The sequence below is a fragment of the Mycobacterium sp. NPDC003449 genome (genome assembly GCF_053588415.1).
In genome coordinates this window covers 1-17,162 of record NZ_JBSFPX010000060.1, presented here as the reverse complement: position 1 = coordinate 17,162, position 17,162 = coordinate 1, and the positions used below count along the sequence as shown (strand labels likewise).

15 protein-coding genes and 1 pseudogene are annotated in these 17,162 nt (G+C 66.8%); 10 read left to right on the top strand and 6 right to left on the bottom strand.

The window, feature by feature from the left end; genetic code table 11:
* The first annotated feature begins 1 nt into the window (after position 1).
* Genes ACWDTP_RS16985 through ACWDTP_RS16975 form a run of 3 tightly spaced genes read left to right on the top strand, consistent with a single transcriptional unit; the run spans position 2 to position 2,903 of the window.
* Positions 2–985, top strand: coding sequence for a carbohydrate ABC transporter permease (locus tag ACWDTP_RS16985; RefSeq protein WP_450021716.1), 984 nt, complete (start codon positions 2–4; stop codon positions 983–985).
* Between the two features lie 50 nt (positions 986–1,035).
* A complete protein-coding gene (locus ACWDTP_RS16980) occupies positions 1,036–1,812 on the top strand; it encodes a carbohydrate ABC transporter permease (protein ID WP_450021714.1) in 777 nt (258 codons plus the stop codon).
* Complete coding sequence (locus ACWDTP_RS16975; RefSeq protein WP_450021712.1) at positions 1,812–2,903, top strand: ABC transporter ATP-binding protein; 1,092 nt, start codon at positions 1,812–1,814, stop codon at positions 2,901–2,903. Before ACWDTP_RS16980 ends, ACWDTP_RS16975 begins: the two co-directional genes overlap by 1 nt.
* A gap of 16 nt (positions 2,904–2,919) precedes the next feature.
* Here the strand turns inward: ACWDTP_RS16975 and ACWDTP_RS16970 are convergent, their stop codons facing one another.
* The 6 genes from ACWDTP_RS16970 to ACWDTP_RS16945 all read right to left on the bottom strand — a co-directional run bounded on the left by ACWDTP_RS16970 (position 2,920) and on the right by ACWDTP_RS16945 (position 11,423).
* Positions 2,920–3,681 (bottom strand): enoyl-CoA hydratase family protein, encoded by a 762-nt coding sequence (locus tag ACWDTP_RS16970; RefSeq protein ID WP_450021710.1) that lies wholly within the window; start codon positions 3,679–3,681, stop codon positions 2,920–2,922.
* Positions 3,681–4,838 carry an acyl-CoA dehydrogenase family protein gene (locus ACWDTP_RS16965; protein WP_450021708.1) on the bottom strand — a complete coding sequence of 386 codons (1,158 nt, stop codon included), beginning with the start codon at positions 4,836–4,838 and terminating at the stop codon, positions 3,681–3,683. Before ACWDTP_RS16965 ends, ACWDTP_RS16970 begins: the two co-directional genes overlap by 1 nt.
* Complete coding sequence (locus tag ACWDTP_RS16960; protein WP_450021706.1) at positions 4,835–6,772, bottom strand: ATP-binding protein; 1,938 nt, start codon at positions 6,770–6,772, stop codon at positions 4,835–4,837. Before ACWDTP_RS16960 ends, ACWDTP_RS16965 begins: the two co-directional genes overlap by 4 nt.
* 97 nt (positions 6,773–6,869) lie before the next feature.
* A complete protein-coding gene (locus ACWDTP_RS16955) occupies positions 6,870–8,465 on the bottom strand; it encodes an acyl-CoA carboxylase subunit beta (protein ID WP_450021704.1) in 1,596 nt (531 codons plus the stop codon).
* A 103-nt stretch (positions 8,466–8,568) separates the two neighbouring features.
* Entirely contained in the window at positions 8,569–9,729 is a 1,161-nt protein-coding gene (locus ACWDTP_RS16950) for an acyl-CoA dehydrogenase family protein (protein WP_450021702.1), read from the bottom strand.
* Entirely contained in the window at positions 9,726–11,423 is a 1,698-nt protein-coding gene (locus ACWDTP_RS16945) for an acyclic terpene utilization AtuA family protein (RefSeq protein ID WP_450021700.1), read from the bottom strand. Before ACWDTP_RS16945 ends, ACWDTP_RS16950 begins: the two co-directional genes overlap by 4 nt.
* Before the next feature lie 208 nt (positions 11,424–11,631).
* Between ACWDTP_RS16945 and rpmF the strand changes: the two genes are divergently transcribed.
* The 7 genes and pseudogenes from rpmF to ACWDTP_RS16910 all read left to right on the top strand — a co-directional run.
* Positions 11,632–11,805 (top strand): 50S ribosomal protein L32, encoded by a 174-nt coding sequence (rpmF, locus tag ACWDTP_RS16940; protein WP_450021698.1) that lies wholly within the window; start codon positions 11,632–11,634, stop codon positions 11,803–11,805.
* Between the two features lie 152 nt (positions 11,806–11,957).
* Positions 11,958–12,644: a response regulator transcription factor gene (locus ACWDTP_RS16935; RefSeq protein WP_450021696.1), complete on the top strand. Its 687-nt coding sequence runs from the start codon at positions 11,958–11,960 to the stop codon at positions 12,642–12,644.
* A gap of 3 nt (positions 12,645–12,647) precedes the next feature.
* A complete protein-coding gene (locus ACWDTP_RS16930) occupies positions 12,648–14,144 on the top strand; it encodes an ATP-binding protein (protein WP_450021694.1) in 1,497 nt (498 codons plus the stop codon).
* Between the two features lie 166 nt (positions 14,145–14,310).
* Positions 14,311–15,675 carry a S1C family serine protease gene (locus ACWDTP_RS16925; RefSeq protein WP_450021692.1) on the top strand — a complete coding sequence of 455 codons (1,365 nt, stop codon included), beginning with the start codon at positions 14,311–14,313 and terminating at the stop codon, positions 15,673–15,675.
* 92 nt (positions 15,676–15,767) lie between these two features.
* Positions 15,768–16,262, top strand: a complete 495-nt coding sequence (locus tag ACWDTP_RS16920; protein WP_450021690.1) for a MogA/MoaB family molybdenum cofactor biosynthesis protein — start codon at positions 15,768–15,770, stop codon at positions 16,260–16,262.
* Positions 16,263–16,408: 146 nt separating this feature from the next.
* Positions 16,409–16,567 carry a hypothetical protein gene (locus tag ACWDTP_RS16915; protein WP_450021688.1) on the top strand — a complete coding sequence of 53 codons (159 nt, stop codon included), beginning with the start codon at positions 16,409–16,411 and terminating at the stop codon, positions 16,565–16,567.
* Between the two features lie 389 nt (positions 16,568–16,956).
* Positions 16,957–17,103: pseudogene (locus ACWDTP_RS16910) on the top strand (MspA family porin); the annotation flags it as partial.
* Positions 17,104–17,162: the final 59 nt, after the last annotated feature.

Here is a 17,162-nt window from a genome sequence, read left to right as displayed (position 1 = left end):
CATGACCGCGCTCATCCGGTCCGAACATCACAGGCCGCTGCCAACCGAGTCCGGTAAGCGGCGCGGATTCGCCCAGCGCCGACGCCGCGCGGGCTGGTTCTATCTGTCACCCGCGCTCGTCGTGCTCGTCGCACTGCTCGGATTCCCCATCCTGCAGTCATTCCTGCTGTCCTTCCAGTCGGTACGGGCGGCTGATGGACTGTTCGGCGGGACCTGGACAGGACTGGCCAACTATCACAAGCTGCTCAGCGATCCCAGCGTAGTCAAGGCCACCATCAACACGGTGTACTTCACGGTCGTCGAAGTAATTGCTGTGGTGGTGATCTCGCTGCTGTTCGCTCAGCTGTTGAACCATCGGAGAGTCAGTTCATCGTTCTTCACCGTAATCCTGCTCATTCCCTGGGCCATCGCGCCGGTGGCCAACGCGACCATCTGGAAGTGGATCTACAACGGCAACTACGGCATTCTCAACCAGGCTCTGATGTGGCTGGGTGTCATCGATAAACCGGTCGTGTGGTTGGCCAACCCGAACACCGCGCTCAACATGATGCTGCTGGCGGATGTCTGGAAGTCGATCCCGTTCATCACGCTGCTACTGCTGGCTGGTCTGCGTGGCATTCCCCGGGTGCTCTACCAGGCTGCCAAGATCGACGGTGCATCACGTCCGCAGACGTTCTGGTCGATCACCCTGCCGCAGATCCGCTCCGTTCTGTTGATCTGCGTTGTTCTGCAATCTATCTGGGCCGTCAAGGTGTTCGACCTGATTTACGTGCTGACCAAAGGTGGACCGGCCGACGGCACCGTCACGCTGAACTTCCTTGCCTACCGGTCGGCATTCAACTTCGGTGACCTGGGCTACGGGTCGGCGTTGGCCAACCTTCTGTTCATCATCATGTTCGCGGCCGCGTTGCTCTACGTGCGACTGCTCGGCACACAGCGGCGCCGCCCCCGCGTCGCCGGGAGTGAGGAGGAGACGACCACGTGAGTCGCATCCGGTCCCGTGCGCTGCTGTGGCTGGCGCTGACGCTCTTCATGGTGTGGACGCTGGCGCCGATCATCTGGGCCATCGTGTCCAGCTTGTACCCGACCGCTTCGCTCACCAGTACCCCGATGGACCTGTCACTCGACCGGATCACGTTCAAGAACTTCGCGGCATCATTCACTTCCCGGGGTCCAAACCTGCTGGAGGCCATGCGTAATTCGCTGCTGATCGCCGTCATTGCGAGCTGCCTCGGTGTCATCATCGGCGCCCCGGCCGGCTACGCCCTGGCCAACCTCGGGATTCGGCACGGCGGCGCTATTCTGATGGCGGTCCTCGCCAGCCAGATGTTTCCCGCCATCGTGCTGGTGATACCGCTGTTTGTGGTGCTAGCCGGCTTGGGGCTGGTCGGCACGTACATCGCACTGATTATCGCGCACCTGACGTTCGTCGTGCCAATCGTCATCTGGGTCACCAAGGGGTTCTTCGAGGCGATCCCACCGCAACTGGAGAAGTCCGCCGCGATCGACGGCGCGAACATGTGGAACACATTCCGGCTCATCGTTCTTCCGCTGGCGGCACCGTCGATGTTCGCGGTCGGGGTGTTCGCGTTCATCGAGTCGTGGAATGAGTTCTTCTTCGCGGTCATTCTGTCGAGTTCGCGCACCAAGACAGTGCCCTTGACCATCGCCGAGTTCAGTGGACAGTTCCAGACGCTCTACGGCGAGATGATCGCCGCCTCGGTCATCTCAAGTATCCCCGTGGTGCTGCTTGCCATCGTCTTCCGTCGGTACCTCGTGGAAGGCTTCGTTGAAGGATCGGTGAAGGGTTAATGACAGGAATTCAACTCGTTGACCTGGTCAAGCAGTACGGCTCCGTGACAGCGTGCAGCGGCGTCAGTCTCGACATCCATGAGGGCGAATTCCTCACCCTGCTGGGACCCTCGGGTTGTGGTAAGAGCACGCTGCTCAACATGATCGCGGGTCTGGAGGACATCACGTCCGGCCAGATCCTGATGGATGGTCGCCTGGTCAACGAGATGACGCCGTCCGAACGTGACGTCGCCATGGTGTTTCAGTCCTACGGCCTCTACCCGCACATGACCGTGGCGCAGAACATCGGGTTCTCACTGCGAATGAAGAAACGTCCCAAGAGGGAAATCGCCGAGCGCGTCAGGGAGGTGGCGGCATCGCTCGAACTGACCAAGTTGCTGGACCGTCTGCCGCGCGAGCTATCCGGCGGGCAGCAACAGCGGGTGGCCTTGGGGCGCGCGGTGGTTCGCGAACCGCGAGTCTTCCTGTTTGACGAGCCGTTCTCCAATCTCGACGCCGCGTTGCGGGTGCGGATGCGAGGTGAAGTCAAGATCCTGCACGAACGCCTGGGTGTCACCTCCATCTTCGTCACGCACGATCAGGAAGAAGCGCTGTCGATGTCCGACCGCATCGTCGTGCTCAGCAACGGTCACATTGAGCAGGTCGGCACGCCGCTGGAGGTCTACAGTCGGCCCGGGTCGCGCTACGTCGCATCATTTGTCGGCAGCCCGCAAATGTCGTTTCTGACCGGAACCGTCGAATCCGACTGCGATAACGTGGGCTTTCGCTGCGGCACGGCGGTGTTCGATGTCGACGGGGTCGGTGCTGCCGAGTTGTGTGGGCGCACCGTCGACCTTGGCGTGCGCGCCGAACATGTACAGGTCAACCGCGGTGCCGGGGTGTCGGCCACGGTGTCGGTGTGCCAACCGCAGGGGCCTGTCACCGATCTCACCGTCGCGTGGGACGGCGGTACTCTGGTTGCCCGGGTCCCAGGCTTCGCTGCGTACGAGACCGGCGCGCAGGTCACCGTGAGCATCGACCCAACCGGCAGACACTGGTTCGACCGCGAGACCGGCGGGCGCATTGAGGTCACCCAGAACGCATCCGCGTAGGGCGCGCAAAACGCTTCTAGACCACCCAGTTCGGCGGGCGCTTCTGCAGGAACGCCAGCATGCCTTCGCGGGCCTCGTCGGAGACGAAGAGTTCCGCCGACCGCCGGGTGAGGTCGTCGGCCAGCTCGTCGAAGGACCGCAGGGTCGCCGCGGTGGTCAGGGCCTTCGACGCCGCCAGCCCCTGCGGTGACCCCTTGGCGATCTCGGTAGTCAACCTCGCGACGGTCGCCTCAACGTCTTGGGATGTCAGCGTCACCAACCCGATCGCGGCCGCCTCGACGGCGCCGAACTTCTCCCCGGTGACGAAGTAGCGGCCGGCCGAGCGTGCCGTCATCTTCGGCAGCAGGGTCAGCGAAATGATCGACGGGGCAACACCGATCCGCGCCTCGGTCAGCGCGAACGTACTGTTGGCGCCGGCCACCACCAGATCGCAGGCCCCGACCAGGCCCAGCCCACCGGCCCGGACATGCCCGTCGATCGCGCCGATCACCGGGAGTGGCAACTCCAGGATGGCCCGCAACAGGGTGGTCATCTCCCGGGCCCGGTCCACCGCGACATCCCCGGGATCCTTCCCGGCCGCTTCACTCAGATCCGCACCGGCACAGAACGTTCCGCCGGTATGGCCGAGTATCACCACCCGCACCCGGGGATCGGCGGCCGCGTCGGCCAGAGCCCGATGCAGCTGGGTGACCAGCTCCGCCGACAGCGCGTTGCGGTTGTGCGGCGAGTCCAGCGTCAGCCGGGCGACGGGCCCGTCGACGTCGTACTGAACCAGCATCAGTAGGACCGGGGCAGGCCGAGTGAGGTCTGCGCGACGAAGTTCAGGATCATCTCCCGGCTCACCGGGGCGATGCGGGCCAGTTTGGCCGAGGTCACCGCCGCGGCGATCCCGTACTCCTTGGTCAGCCCGTTGCCGCCGAGGGACTGCACGGCCTGATCCACCGCCCGCACCGACGCCTCACCCGCGGCGTACTTGGCCATGTTGGCGGCCTCGGCCGCACCCACGTCGTCGCCGCCGTCGTACAGCATCGCGGCCTTCTGCATCATCAGCTTGGCCAGCTCGATCTCGATGTGGTTCTGCGCCAACGGATGTGACAGACCCTGATGCGAACCGATGGGTGTTTTCCACACCTGGCGGGTCTTGACGTACTCGACGGCCTTGTCGATCGCGAACCGGCCCATGCCGACCGCGCTGGCCGCGCCCATGATCCGCTCCGGATTCAGCCCGGCGAACAGCTGCGCGATCGCGGCGTCCTCCGAACCCACCAACGCATCGGCCGGAACCCGCACCTCGTCGAGGAACACCTGGAACTGGCTCTCCGGACTGACCAACTCCATCTCGATCTTGGTCCAGTTCAGCCCCGGGGTGTCGGTGGGGATGACGAACAGCGCGGGCTTGAGGTTGCCGGTCTTATGATCCTCCGTCCGGCCCACCACCAGCACCGCCTGGGCCTGGTCCACACCCGAGATGAACACCTTCTGGCCCTTGAGGATCCAGTCGCCGCCGTCCCTGCGGGCCGTGGTGGTGATGCGGTGGCTGTTGGAGCCGGCGTCGGGTTCGGTGATGGCGAACGCCATGGTGATCGACCCGTCGGCGATGCCGGGGATCCAGCGCTTCTTCTGCTCGTCGGTGCCGAACTTCGAGATGATCGTCCCGTTGATGGCGGGGGAGACCACCATCATCAGCAGCGCCGAGCCGGCCGCCGCCATCTCCTCCATCACCAGGCTCAGCTCGTACATGCCCGCGCCACCGCCGCCGTACTCCTCGGGCAGGTTCACCCCGATGAAACCGAGTTTGCCTGCCTCATCCCATAATTCGGTGGTGTGCTGCCCGGTGCGGGCCTTCTCCAGGTAGTAGTCCTGGCCGTAGTTGGCGGCCATCGCGGCCACCGCCTGTCGCAGTGCCTGCTGCTCCTCGGTCTCGACGAAGCTCATGACTGTTCTCCTTCTTGAGATTCCACTCGGGCGAGTACGGTGCCGACCTCGACCTGCTGGCCCGCGGCGACATTGAGTTCGGCCAACACCCCGTCCTCGGGTGCGGCGACGGTGTGCTCCATCTTCATGGCCTCCAGCCAGATCAGAGGCTGCCCGGCCGTGACGGTGTCGCCGACCGCGGCGCCGACCCGCACCACCGAACCGGGCATCGGTGCCAGCAGCGAACCGTGCGCCACCGCATCGGCCGGATCGGGGAAGCGGGGTTGCGCGGTGAACTGCGTCGCGCCCAGCGCGGAGTCGACGTACACGTCCCGGCCGTAGCGGGCCACGTCGAACGCATGCTCGACGCCGCCGGAGGACAACACGACATGCCCGGGCGTCGCCGACACCACGGTGACCGCCTCGTGATCGGGCAATTCCACACCGCCGCGGGTGAACCGGTAGCGCACCGTGAGATCCGCACCGCCCGCGGCGAAGGACCGGGATTGGTAACCCGATGCGAGATTGCGCCAACCGCTCGGGGCCGGGGCGAAAACCGTTGCTGTACCCCGGTTGTGGGCGGCATCGGCCAGCGTCGCGGCGACGGCCGAGAGCGCCACCGCATCGGGCCCGGCCAACGGTGCGGCCAGGGTGTCCAGACCGTGCGTATCGAAGAATGCGGTATCGGTGGCACCGTCCAGGAACGCCGGATGACGCAGCACGTTCACCAGCAGATCCCGGTTGGTGCGCACCCCGTGCAGGGTGGTGCGGGCCAGCGCGGCGGCCAGCATGGTCGCGGCCCTGCTCCGGGTCGGGGCGTGGGAGATGACCTTGGCCAGCATCGGATCGTAGAACACCGACACCACCGAGCCGTCCTCGATGCCGGTGTCCACCCGGACGTCCCCCGGTACGTCGAACCGGTGCACGGTACCGGGCTGCGGCTGCCAGTCCTTGGCCGGATCCTCGGCGTAGAGCCGCACCTCGATCGAGGATCCCCGCGATGGCGGCGGTTCGGGATCGAGCCGGCCACCGTCGGCGACCAGGATCTGCAACTCGACCAGATCGAGACCCGTGGTCAGCTCGGTGACCGGATGTTCCACCTGCAGACGGGTGTTCATCTCCAGGAAGAAGAAGTCGCCACCCGCTCCGGAGGCCATGAACTCCACGGTGCCGGCGCCGGTGTAGCCGATCGCCTCGGCGGCCAGCCTGGCCGCCTCGAACAGCTTGGCCCGCATCCCGGGGGTGCGTTCCACCAGCGGTGACGGCGCCTCTTCGATGACCTTCTGATGGCGGCGCTGGATCGAGCATTCGCGCTCGCCGACCGCCCACACCGTGCCGTGCGCATCGGCCATCACCTGCACCTCGATGTGATGTCCGGTGGCCAGGTAGCGCTCGCAGAACACTGTCGGATCGCCGAACGCCGACTGCGCCTCACGCTGGGCCGCGGCGACCTCGTCGGCCAGCGCGCCGAGTTCCCGCACCACCCGCATGCCACGGCCGCCGCCCCCCGCGGAGGCCTTGACCAGCACCGGCAGCTGATCGGCGGTCACGGTGTCCGGGTCGAGTTCGGCCAGCACCGGCACCCCCGCCGCGGCCATCATCTTCTTGGCCTCGATCTTGGAGCCCATCGCGGCCACCGCGTTCACCGGCGGACCGATCCAGGTCAGCCCCGCATCGTTCACCGCGGCGGCGAAATCGGCGTTTTCGGAGAGGAATCCGTAGCCGGGATGGATCGCGTCGGCACCCGAGGCCCTGGCCGCGGCGATGATCTGGGCGGAGTCGAGGTAGCCGTCGCTGCCCCGCAGGCGTACCCGGGCGTCGGCCTCGGCGACGTGCGGTGAGCCGGCGTCGGGTTCGGTGTACACCGCCACGGTGCCGATGCCGAGGCGACGGCAGGTGGCGAAGACGCGGCGGGCGATCTCCCCGCGGTTGGCGACCAGGACTCGGGTGATCATGCGACCTCCTGGCGTCGAGTGTGAACTTGTTTGCGAGGATTCACCGAAATCTCGCAAACAAGTTCACGCTCGCGGGCAGACATTGTCATGGCGGTGCTCACATCCTGAAGACGCCGAAGTTCGACGTCCCCTTGATCGGGCCATTGGCGATGGCGGACAGGCACATTCCCAGCACGGTCCGGGTGTCGCGTGGGTCGATCACCCCGTCGTCGTAGAGCCGGCCGGACAGGAACATCGGCAGCGACTCGGCGTCGATCTGGGCCTCGACAGCGGCCCGCAGGGCGGCGTCGCCGGCCTCGTCGAATTCCTGACCGCGGGCCTCTGCGGCGGCCCGGCTGACGATCGAGAGCACCCCGGCGAGCTGGGCGCCGCCCATCACCGCCGACTTGGAACTCGGCCAGGCGAACAGGAACCGCGGATCGTAGGCACGCCCGCACATACCGTAATGACCTGCCCCGTAGGACGCGCCGACCAGCAGCGAGATGTGCGGCACCGTGGAATTGGACACCGCGTTGATCATCATCGAGCCGTGCTTGATCATGCCGCCCTCCTCGTACTGCTTACCCACCATGTATCCGGTGGTGTTGTGCAGGAACAGAAGTGGGGTGTCGGATCGGTTGGCCAACTGGATGAACTGGGTGGCCTTCTGGGACTCCTCGCTGAACAGCACGCCGCGGTGGTTGGCCAGGATGCCGACCGGGTAGCCGTACAGCGTCGCCCATCCGGTCACCAGCGACGACCCGTACAGCGGTTTGAACTCGTCGAAGTCCGAGCCGTCCACGATGCGGGCGATCACATCGCGCGGGTCGAACGGGATGCGCAGATCGGCGGGCACGATGCCGATCAACTCCTCGGCGTCGAACAGCGGCTCGGCGACCGGGACCGGGGCCGGCCCCTGCTTGCGCCAGTTCAACCGGGCCACGATGCGCCGGCCGATCCGGATCGCGTCGGGCTCGTCGGCGGCCAGGTAGTCACCCAGACCCGAGGTACGGGAGTGCATCTCGGCCCCGCCGAGGGATTCGTCATCGGACTCCTCGCCGGTGGCCATCTTGACCAGCGGCGGCCCGGCCAGAAACACCTTGGAGCGGTCCTTGATCATCACGACGTGGTCGGACATGCCCGGCACGTACGCGCCGCCTGCCGTCGAGTTGCCGAACACCAGCGCGATGGTGGGGATGCCCGCGGCCGAGAGCCGGGTGAGATCGCGGAACATCTGCCCGCCGGGGATGAAGATCTCCTTCTGCGTCGGCAGATCCGCACCGCCCGATTCCACCAGGGAGATCACCGGGAGCCGGTTCTGCATCGCGATCTGGTTGGCGCGCAGGATCTTCTTGAGCGTCCACGGGTTACTGGTGCCGCCCTTGACGGTCGGATCGTTGGCGACGATCAGGCATTCGACGCCCTCGACCGCACCGATGCCGCAGACCACGCTGGCACCCACGGTGAAATCGCTGCCCCAGGCGGCCAGCGGGCTGAGCTCCAGAAACGGTGCGTCGGGATCCAGCAGCAGCTCGACCCGTTCGCGCGCGGTGAGCTTGCCGCGGCCGTGGTGGCGGGTGACGTACTTGTCGCCGCCCCCGGCCAGCGCCTTGGCGTGTTCGGCGTCGAGTTCGGCCAGCTTGGCGGCCATCACCTCGGCCGCGTCCAGATAGGTGGGCGAGGACGGGTCGATGCTGGACCTGAGTGCGGTCATCTCGAGACCTCTTCCGTCCGCGAGTGTGAAGACAGTGCGAATCTTTGGCCATTTTCTCGCAGAGGTTTCACACTCGCGGTGGGGTGCCTCATGACGAGTGTGCTCACGACTGGAATCCCAACGTCTTGGCGGCCAGCGAGGTCAGGATCTCGGTGGTGCCGCCGCCGATGCCCAGGATGCGCATATCGCGATACTGCCGCTCCACCTCGGATTCGGCCATATAGCCCATGCCGCCGAACAATTGGACGGCCTGGTTGGCGACCCATTCGCCGGCCTCGACCGCGGTGTTCTTGGCGAAGCACACCTCGGTGATCAAATTCTGTTCACCGGCGAGCTGCCGCTCGACCACATGGCGGGTGTACACCCGGGCGACGTCGATGCGCCGGGCCATCTCGGCGAGGGTGTTCTGCACCGACTGCCGCGAGATCAGTGGCTTGCCGAACGTTTCACGGTTGCGGCACCACTCGACGGTCAGGTCCAGGCAGCGTTGCCCGCTCGCATACGCCTGCGCGGCGAGGCCGACCCGTTCCGCCACGAACGCGGCCGCGATCTGCAGGAAACCGGAGTTCTCCGCGCCGACCAGATTGGCCACCGGCACCCGGGCGCCGGCATAGGACAGCTCGGCGGTATCGCTTGACCGCCAACCCATCTTGTCCAGCTTGCGGCTGACCTCAAAGCCCGGTGTGGCCTTGTCCACCACGATCAGCGAGACGCCGGACGCGCCGGGACCGCCGGTGCGGGCCGCGGTCACCACATAGTCGGCACGTACACCCGAGGTGATGTAGGTCTTGGCGCCGTCGAGCACGTACTCGAGACCGCTGGGGCCGCCGTCTCGTATCGCCCTGGTGGTGAGATGCCCGACGTCGGAGCCGCCGCCGGGTTCGGTGATGGCCAGCGATCCGATGAGATCCCCACGCAGCGTGGGCTTCACATACGTCTCGATCAGCCGTTCATCACCCGAGGCGATCATGTGCGGTACCGCGATGCCGCAGGTGAACAGCGATGCGAACACGCCGCCCGGGCAGCCCGCGTAGTGCATCTCCTCGCAGATCACCACTGCATCGGCCCCGTCGCCGCCACCCCCGCCGACCGCCTCCGGGAAGCCCGCACCCAACAGGCCCGCCTCGCCGGCCTTGCGGTGCAGCTCGCGCGGCAGCTCGCCGGTGCGTTCCCATTCGTCGACATTGGGCGTCACCTCGCGTTCGGTGAAGTCGCGCACGGTCTTCCGCAGCGCTGCGCGCTCCTCGGTGTTCCAGATACTCACGGGATCAGCCCTTCCGGGATGTCGAGGTGACGGCTGCGCAACCATTCGCCCAGCCCCTTGGCCTGTGGATCGAACCGGGCCTGATACGCGACACCGCGGCCCAGGATGCCGTCGATGACGAAGTTGACCGCCCGCAGGTTGGGCAGCAGGTGCCGGGTGACCGGCAGATCGGCCGCCTCGGGCAGCAATTCGCGCAGCCTGCCGACCGTGAGCGCATGGGCCAGCCAGCGCCACTGGTCGTCAGTGCGCACCCAGACGCCGACGTTCGCCGATCCGCCCTTATCGCCGCTGCGGGCGCCCGCGATCAGGCCGAGCGGGGCGCGGCGGGTGGCCCCGGCGGGGAGCGGCTCGGGCAGAACGGGTTCGGGCGCCGGTGCCGGCACGAGCGTTTCGGCGGCGGGTGCGATGTCGACGCGGGTGCCGTCGGCATGGACCGCGACGTGGGGCACCAGGGCGGCGTCGACGTAGCCCGGTTCGAACACGCCGTACACCTGGCCGTCGCCGGGCGGTGCGGTGGCGGTGAACCCCGGATAGCTGGCCAGTGCGAGTTCCACACCCGCCGAGGAGAATTGCCTGCCGACGACGTCGGGGTCGGGATCGCGGACCACCAGGTGCAGCAGGGCGCTGGCGGCCTCCTCGGTATCGGCGTCGGGGTGGTCGGTGCGGGCCAGCGTCCATTCCAGCTCGGCCGGTTCGACGGTCAGGCTCGCCTCCAGCTGGCTGCGCACCAACGCGGCCTTGGCCTCGACGTCCAGTCCGGTGAGCACGAACGTCGTCGCATTGCGGAAACCGCCGATGCTGTTGAGCGACACCTTCAGCGTCGGGGGAGGGGCCTCGCCGGCGACCCCGGAGATCCGGACCCGGTCGGGACCCTCCTGGGTCAGCCGCAGCGAATCGACCCGCAGGGTCACATCGGGGTTGGCGTAGCGCGCCCCGCCGATCTCGTACAGCAGCTGCGCGGTCACGGTGCCCACGCTGACCTGCCCGCCGGTGCCGGGATGTTTGGTGATCACCGAGGAGCCGTCGGCCGAGATCTCGGCGAGCGGGAAGCCGGGGTGGGCCAGGTCGGCCACCTCGGTGAAGAACGCATAGTTGCCGCCGGTGGCCTGCGTCCCGCATTCGATGACGTGGCCGGCGGCCACGGCGCCGGCCAGGGCGTCGTAATCGGTGCGGGCCCAGCCGAAATGCGCGGCCGCAGGCCCGACGATCACCGAGGCGTCGGTGACCCGGCCGGTCACCACGACGTCGGCGCCGCTGCCCAGACAGTCGACGATGCCCCACGCGCCCAGATAGGCATTGGCCGCGAGCGGGGAACCCAACTCGAGCTCGGCGGCCTGCCCCACCAGGTCGTCACCCTCGACATGCGCGACGTTCACATCGAGGCCCAGCCGCTCGGCCAGCGTGCGCACCGCCGCGGCCAGCCCGGCCGGATTCAGCCCGCCGGCGTTGGCGACGATTTTCACGCCCCGGTCCAGCGCCAGCCCCAGCGACTCTTCGAGCTGCCGCAGGAACGTCTTGGCGTAGCCGCGGTCGGGGTTCTTGGCCCGGTCGCGGGCCAGGATGAGCATGGTGAGCTCGGCCAGATAGTCACCGGTGAGGTAGTCCAGCTCGCCGCCGGTCAGCATCTCGCGCATCGCAGCTATTCGGTCGCCGTAGAAACCCGAGCAGTTGCCGATCCGGACCGTCACGCACACTCCCGTCGCCGTCGCCCGTGTGGTTCAACCAACCGGTAGGTTAGCCGCTACCGCCGGTCCCGCGTCAAGGCACGAATCCCGTTTCGCGCCGCGGGGAGCGCAAGCCCGCCCTCGTTTTGGAGCAGACGCAGGTCAACCGTTAGTCTGTAGTGCAATCGTCTGCCGCTGCGGTGCGCGCGGCAACACCCAGAGCAAGGAGATGCACGTCATGGCTGTGCCCAAGCGCAGAATGTCGCGCGCGAACACCCGTAGCCGGCGCGCGCAGTGGAAAGCCGAGGCCACCGGTCTCGTCGGTGTCAACGTCGCCGGGCAGCAGCACAAGGTGCCGCGTCGCCTGCTCAAGGCCGCCCGTCTCGGCCTGATCGACCTCGACAAGCGCTAGAACCGCAGTATCCGAAAAAGCGCTATCACGTGTGATAGCGCTTTTTCTCGTACCAATTTCCGTCGGCGGCTCACGGGACATGCCGGAAACGCAAGGCGAATTTGCGGCGCGCCTCTCAGCCCACTCTCAGACAGCGGGTTGAGACTGTGCCTGTGCGCATTCTTGTCGTTGACGACGATCGCGCTGTGCGTGAATCACTGCGCCGGTCGCTTTCCTTCAATGGTTATTCGGTCGAACTCGCCCAGGACGGTGTCGAGGCTCTCGATGCGATTGCCAACGACCGGCCCGATGCCGTGGTGCTGGACGTGATGATGCCGCGGCTCGACGGCCTGGAGGTGTGCCGTCAGCTCCGCAGCACCGGTGACGATCTGCCGATCCTGGTGCTGACCGCGCGCGACTCGGTGTCCGAGCGGGTCGCCGGTCTCGACGCCGGGGCCGACGACTACCTGCCCAAACCGTTTGCCCTCGAGGAGCTGCTCGCGCGGATGCGGGCGTTGCTGCGCCGCACGTTCTCCGAGGACGGCGCCGATTCGCAGGTCATGTCCTTCTCCGATCTGACGCTGGACCCGGTGACCCGCGAGGTCACCCGCGGCGCCCGCCAGATCAGCCTCACCCGCACCGAGTTCTCCCTGCTGGAGATGCTCATCGCCAACCCGCGCCGGGTGCTCACCCGCAGCCGCATCCTCGAAGAGGTGTGGGGATTCGACTTCCCCACCTCGGGCAACGCCCTCGAGGTCTACATCGGCTACCTGCGTCGCAAGACCGAGGCCGACGGCGAACCGCGGCTGATCCACACCGTGCGCGGAGTCGGATATGTACTACGCGAAACCCCACCCTGATAGATGGCCCTAGCTCCCGAGTCTGGACGGCCCGCCGTCGCAAACACCTGGCGCGCCGCCGCGCTCCCCAACACCAGCTCACTGTCACTGCGCTGGCGCGTGATGATGCTCGCGATGTCGATGGTCGCGATGGTCGTCGTGCTGATGGCCGTCGCCGTCTACGCTGTGGTGTCCCGCGCGCTCTACGACGACCTCGACACCCAGCTGCACAGCCGGGCCCGGCTGCTGATCGAAAGCGGATCGCTGGCCGCCGACCCGGGCAAGGCGATCGAGGGCACCGCCTACTCCGACGTCAACGCGATGCTGGTGATCCCGGGCCGCTCCATCTACACCGCCAACCAGCAGGGGCAGATGCTGCCGTTGGGGCAGCCCGAGAAGGACGTCATCTCCGGTGAGCTGCTGATGTCGCTGCGCACCGTCAACCACCAGCGGGTGCTCTCGGTGCACCTGGCCAACGGCAGCTCGCTGCTGATCTCGAAGAGCCTGGCGCCCACCGGCAAGGTGCTCAGACGGCTGGGCACGGTGCTGCTTATCGTCGGTGGCATCGGCGTCGTGGTGGCCGCGATGTCGGGTGGTGCCGTGGCCAGGGCCGGACTGCGTCCGGTGGGCAGACTCACCGAGGCCGCCGAACGGGTGGCCCGCACCGACGACCTGCGGCCCATCCCGGTGGTGGGCAGCGATGAGCTGGCGCGCCTGACCGAGGCGTTCAACCTGATGCTGCGCGCGCTCGCCGAAAGCCGGGAACGCCAGGCCCGCCTGGTCTCGGACGCCGGCCACGAACTGCGCACCCCGCTGACCTCGCTGCGGACCAACGTCGAACTGCTGATGGCCGCGCAGGAACCCGGTGCGCCGCGGTTGCCCGAGGACGAGATGGCGGGGCTGCGTACGGATGTGATCGCCCAGATCGAGGAACTGTCCACCCTGGTGGGCGACCTGGTGGACCTCACCCGCGACGAGTCCGGGGGGATCACCCCCGAACCGGTCGACATGTCCGAGGTCATCGACCGCAGCCTGGAGCGGGTGCGCAGGCGCCGCAACGACATCGAGTTCGACGTCCAGGTCACCGGGTGGCAGGTGTTCGGCGACGGTCCCGGGCTGGGCCGCGCCGTGCTCAACCTGCTCGACAACGCGGCGAAATGGAGCCCGCCCAACGGCCGCGTCGGGGTGCGGCTCTACCAGGTCGATCCGGGGCACGCCGAGCTGGTGGTGTCCGATCACGGCCCCGGCATCGCGCCACAGGAACGCCGCCTGGTCTTCGAGCGGTTCTACCGGTCGGCGGCGGCCAGGGCCATGCCCGGCTCGGGTCTCGGGCTGGCGATCGTGCAGCAGGTCGTGCTCAAACACGGTGGCGCACTTCGGATCGACGAGACCGTGCCGGCCGGTGACCCGCCGGGCACCTCGATCCATATGATGCTGCCGGGCTATCCGATTCCCGATGCCGGAGCGACGCCGGTCGACGACTACCCAATGGGCAATACGGTCGGCACGGACAAAAGGTGAGACAGTTAACTGGGCCGGGGGGCGAATCATGGGTGGAACAGACAAATCTCTAAGTGGATTCTCAGTCCAATTAGGCAACCTCAGTGACACCCACTTCGTTGACGAAGTTACATAGAAGCGGCATTGAAGCGACGGACCTTTCGGCAGAGAAGAGCAGCGCAGCGCCATGACGAATCATCCGAGGTACTCCCAGCAGCCGGACCAGCGTCCCGGCGTCGCGCCCGGTTACCCGAGTGGGCGGCCGGATCCCTATCAACAGCAGCAGCAGTACGACTGGCGCTACGCCCGTCAGCAGCCGAACCCGACGCAGCAGCTGCCGAACCCGGCGCAGCCTGAGCAGGCCTATCGTTCGGCCTACGACCCGTACCGGATCCAGGCCGCCGCGCAGCCGGCCGTCGCCACCAAGAAGCGCTCCAAGGCAGGCCTGGTGGCCGGCGCGTTGACGGTGGCCGTGGTGTCGGCCGGGGTCGGCGGCGGTGTCGCGACCCTGATGCACCAGGACAGCCCGCGCCTCGGTGGCCAGTCCGGATCGGTGGCGTCCACGGTGCCCGCGGCCGCGTTGCCCGCCGGTTCGGTCGAGCAGGTCGCGGCCAAGGTGGTGCCGAGCGTGGTCAAGCTGGAGACCGATCTGGGCCGGGCCTCCGAGGAGGGGTCGGGCATCATCCTGACCTCCGACGGCCTGATCCTGACAAACAACCACGTCGTCGAGGCCGCCAAACAGGATCCGGGCGCGCCCGGTGCGCCGGGAATGCCCGTCGTACCCGGCGGCGCGACGACCAAGGTGACGTTCTCCGACGGCACCTCCAAACAGTTCACCGTGGTGGGCACCGATCCCAGCAGCGATATCGCCGTCGTGCGGGCCCAGGATGTGTCCGGCCTGACCCCGATCTCGCTGGGTTCCTCGGCCAACCTGCGGGTCGGCCAGGACGTCGTCGCCATCGGATCGCCGTTGGGCCTGGAAGGCACGGTCACCACCGGCATCATCAGCGCGCTGAACCGGCCGGTGGCGGCCGGCGGTGACACCCGCAACCAGAACACCGTGCTCGACGCCATCCAGACCGATGCCGCGATCAACCCCGGCAACTCCGGTGGCGCACTGGTCAACATGAACGGTGAGCTGGTCGGCATCAACTCCGCGATCGCCACCATGGGCGGCGACTCGGCGCAGGCCCAGAGCGGGTCGATCGGATTGGGTTTCGCGATCCCGGTCGACCAGGCCAAACGGATCGCCGACGAACTCATCCAGAACGGCACGGCATCGCATGCCTCGCTCGGGGTGCAGGTGGCCAACGACAAGGCCAGCGACGGCGCCAAGATCGTCGAGGTCACCGGCGGCGGTGCCGCGGCCGCGGCCGGCCTGCCCAGCGGTGTGGTGGTCACCAAGGTGGACGACCGGGTGGTCGGCAGCGCCGACGCGCTCGTTGCCGCGGTGCGTTCCAAGGCTCCAGGGGAGAAGGTGACCTTGACCTATCTGGACCAGGCTGGCAAACCGCAGACGGTTGAGGTCACCCTGGGCAGGGCCGAGCAGTGAGGACGCTGACTCCGGCCCGCGGACACGTCGAACTCACGTTGGCGAAGCGGGCAGATGGGCCGCTGTCCGTGGCCACATATACGGTTGCAGACATGGAACAACCTGGGGAGTTGGTGGGGCGCGCGCTCGTCATCGTCGTCGACGACCGGACCGCGCACGGCGAGGCGGACCACAGCGGGCCGTTGGTGACCGAGCTGTTGGGTGAGGCGGGCTTCGTGGTGGACGGCGTCGTCGTCGTCGCGGCCGATGAGGTGGAGATCCGCAACGCGCTGAACACCGCCGTTATCGGTGGGGTGGACCTCGTGGTGTCGGTCGGCGGCACCGGTGTGACACCGCGCGACGTCACGCCGGAGGCCACCCGTGACATTCTCGACCGCGAACTGCTGGGCATCGCCGAGGCGTTGCGCGCCTCGGGTCTGTCGGCGGGCATAGTCGACGCGGGGGTGTCCAGGGGGCTAGCTGGAATATCCGGCAGCACGCTCGTCGTGAACATCGCCGGGTCCCGCGCCGCGGTCCGCGACGGCATGGCCACATTGAATCCGCTGGCTGTGCAGATAATCGGCCAGCTATCAAGCTTGGAGATCTAACCAACACGAATCGGCGGCCATTGGCCGCCGATTTCGTGGTTCTGGCGAAAGCTGTGGGTGGACGTCGGCATGGTTACCAGCAGGTAAACAAGATTCACGGACTCCGCTACGCTCGGATGTGATCTTCGTCACAAAGGGGAATGGTAATGGCGGATCGGGACAAGCTGGCACGCGACACAGTTAACAAGATTTTCGGCGAGCCCCTGCCGGAGGTCGCACCCGACGAACGTGACAGCCCTTCGCCCGACGACGACGACGCGCACGACCGGTGGCTCAGGCGCAATATTCCGCCTCATCACGATTGAGCTGCGACAAGGCGATGAACGTGGGAAACGTCGACCCACCGAACGTGACTTGCGTCTCTGTTCATTCGCATTGCGAACTAGCTCATACCCATATCAGGCACTGCATACGTGTGCCGAACCGAACCGTTTGAACCCTCTCAGGCTGATATCAGCAAACTTTGAGTCGGCGGGTGTACGTCGCGACTCAACTGTGCGCTTGCGTTGCCGGTCGGATGCCTCCCCGTTATGTTCCTCGTGTCAACGATGAGCGAAGCGTAAGAGCAACATGTGATGTCTTTAATTCCGATCACATGGCGGTCTTGCGGGGTGTGTGGTCTAAGCACAGGGCCGGGCATCACAACAGAATCGGTGGCCCTCGGGATCACCGGCGACATATAGCTAGGGAGAACATGAAGGCAATCAGTCGGGTGCTGATCGCGATGATCACCGCGATCGCTGCTCTGTTTATGAGCACGGGCACCTCTCATGCAGGTCTGGACAATGAGCTCAGCCTGGTCGACGGTCAGGACCGCACCCTCACGGTGCAGCAGTGGGATCGAGGAAACGTTGCCTGCTGTGCTGGACCTGCTCGGTGGTGATGTCTGCGACGTGCTCC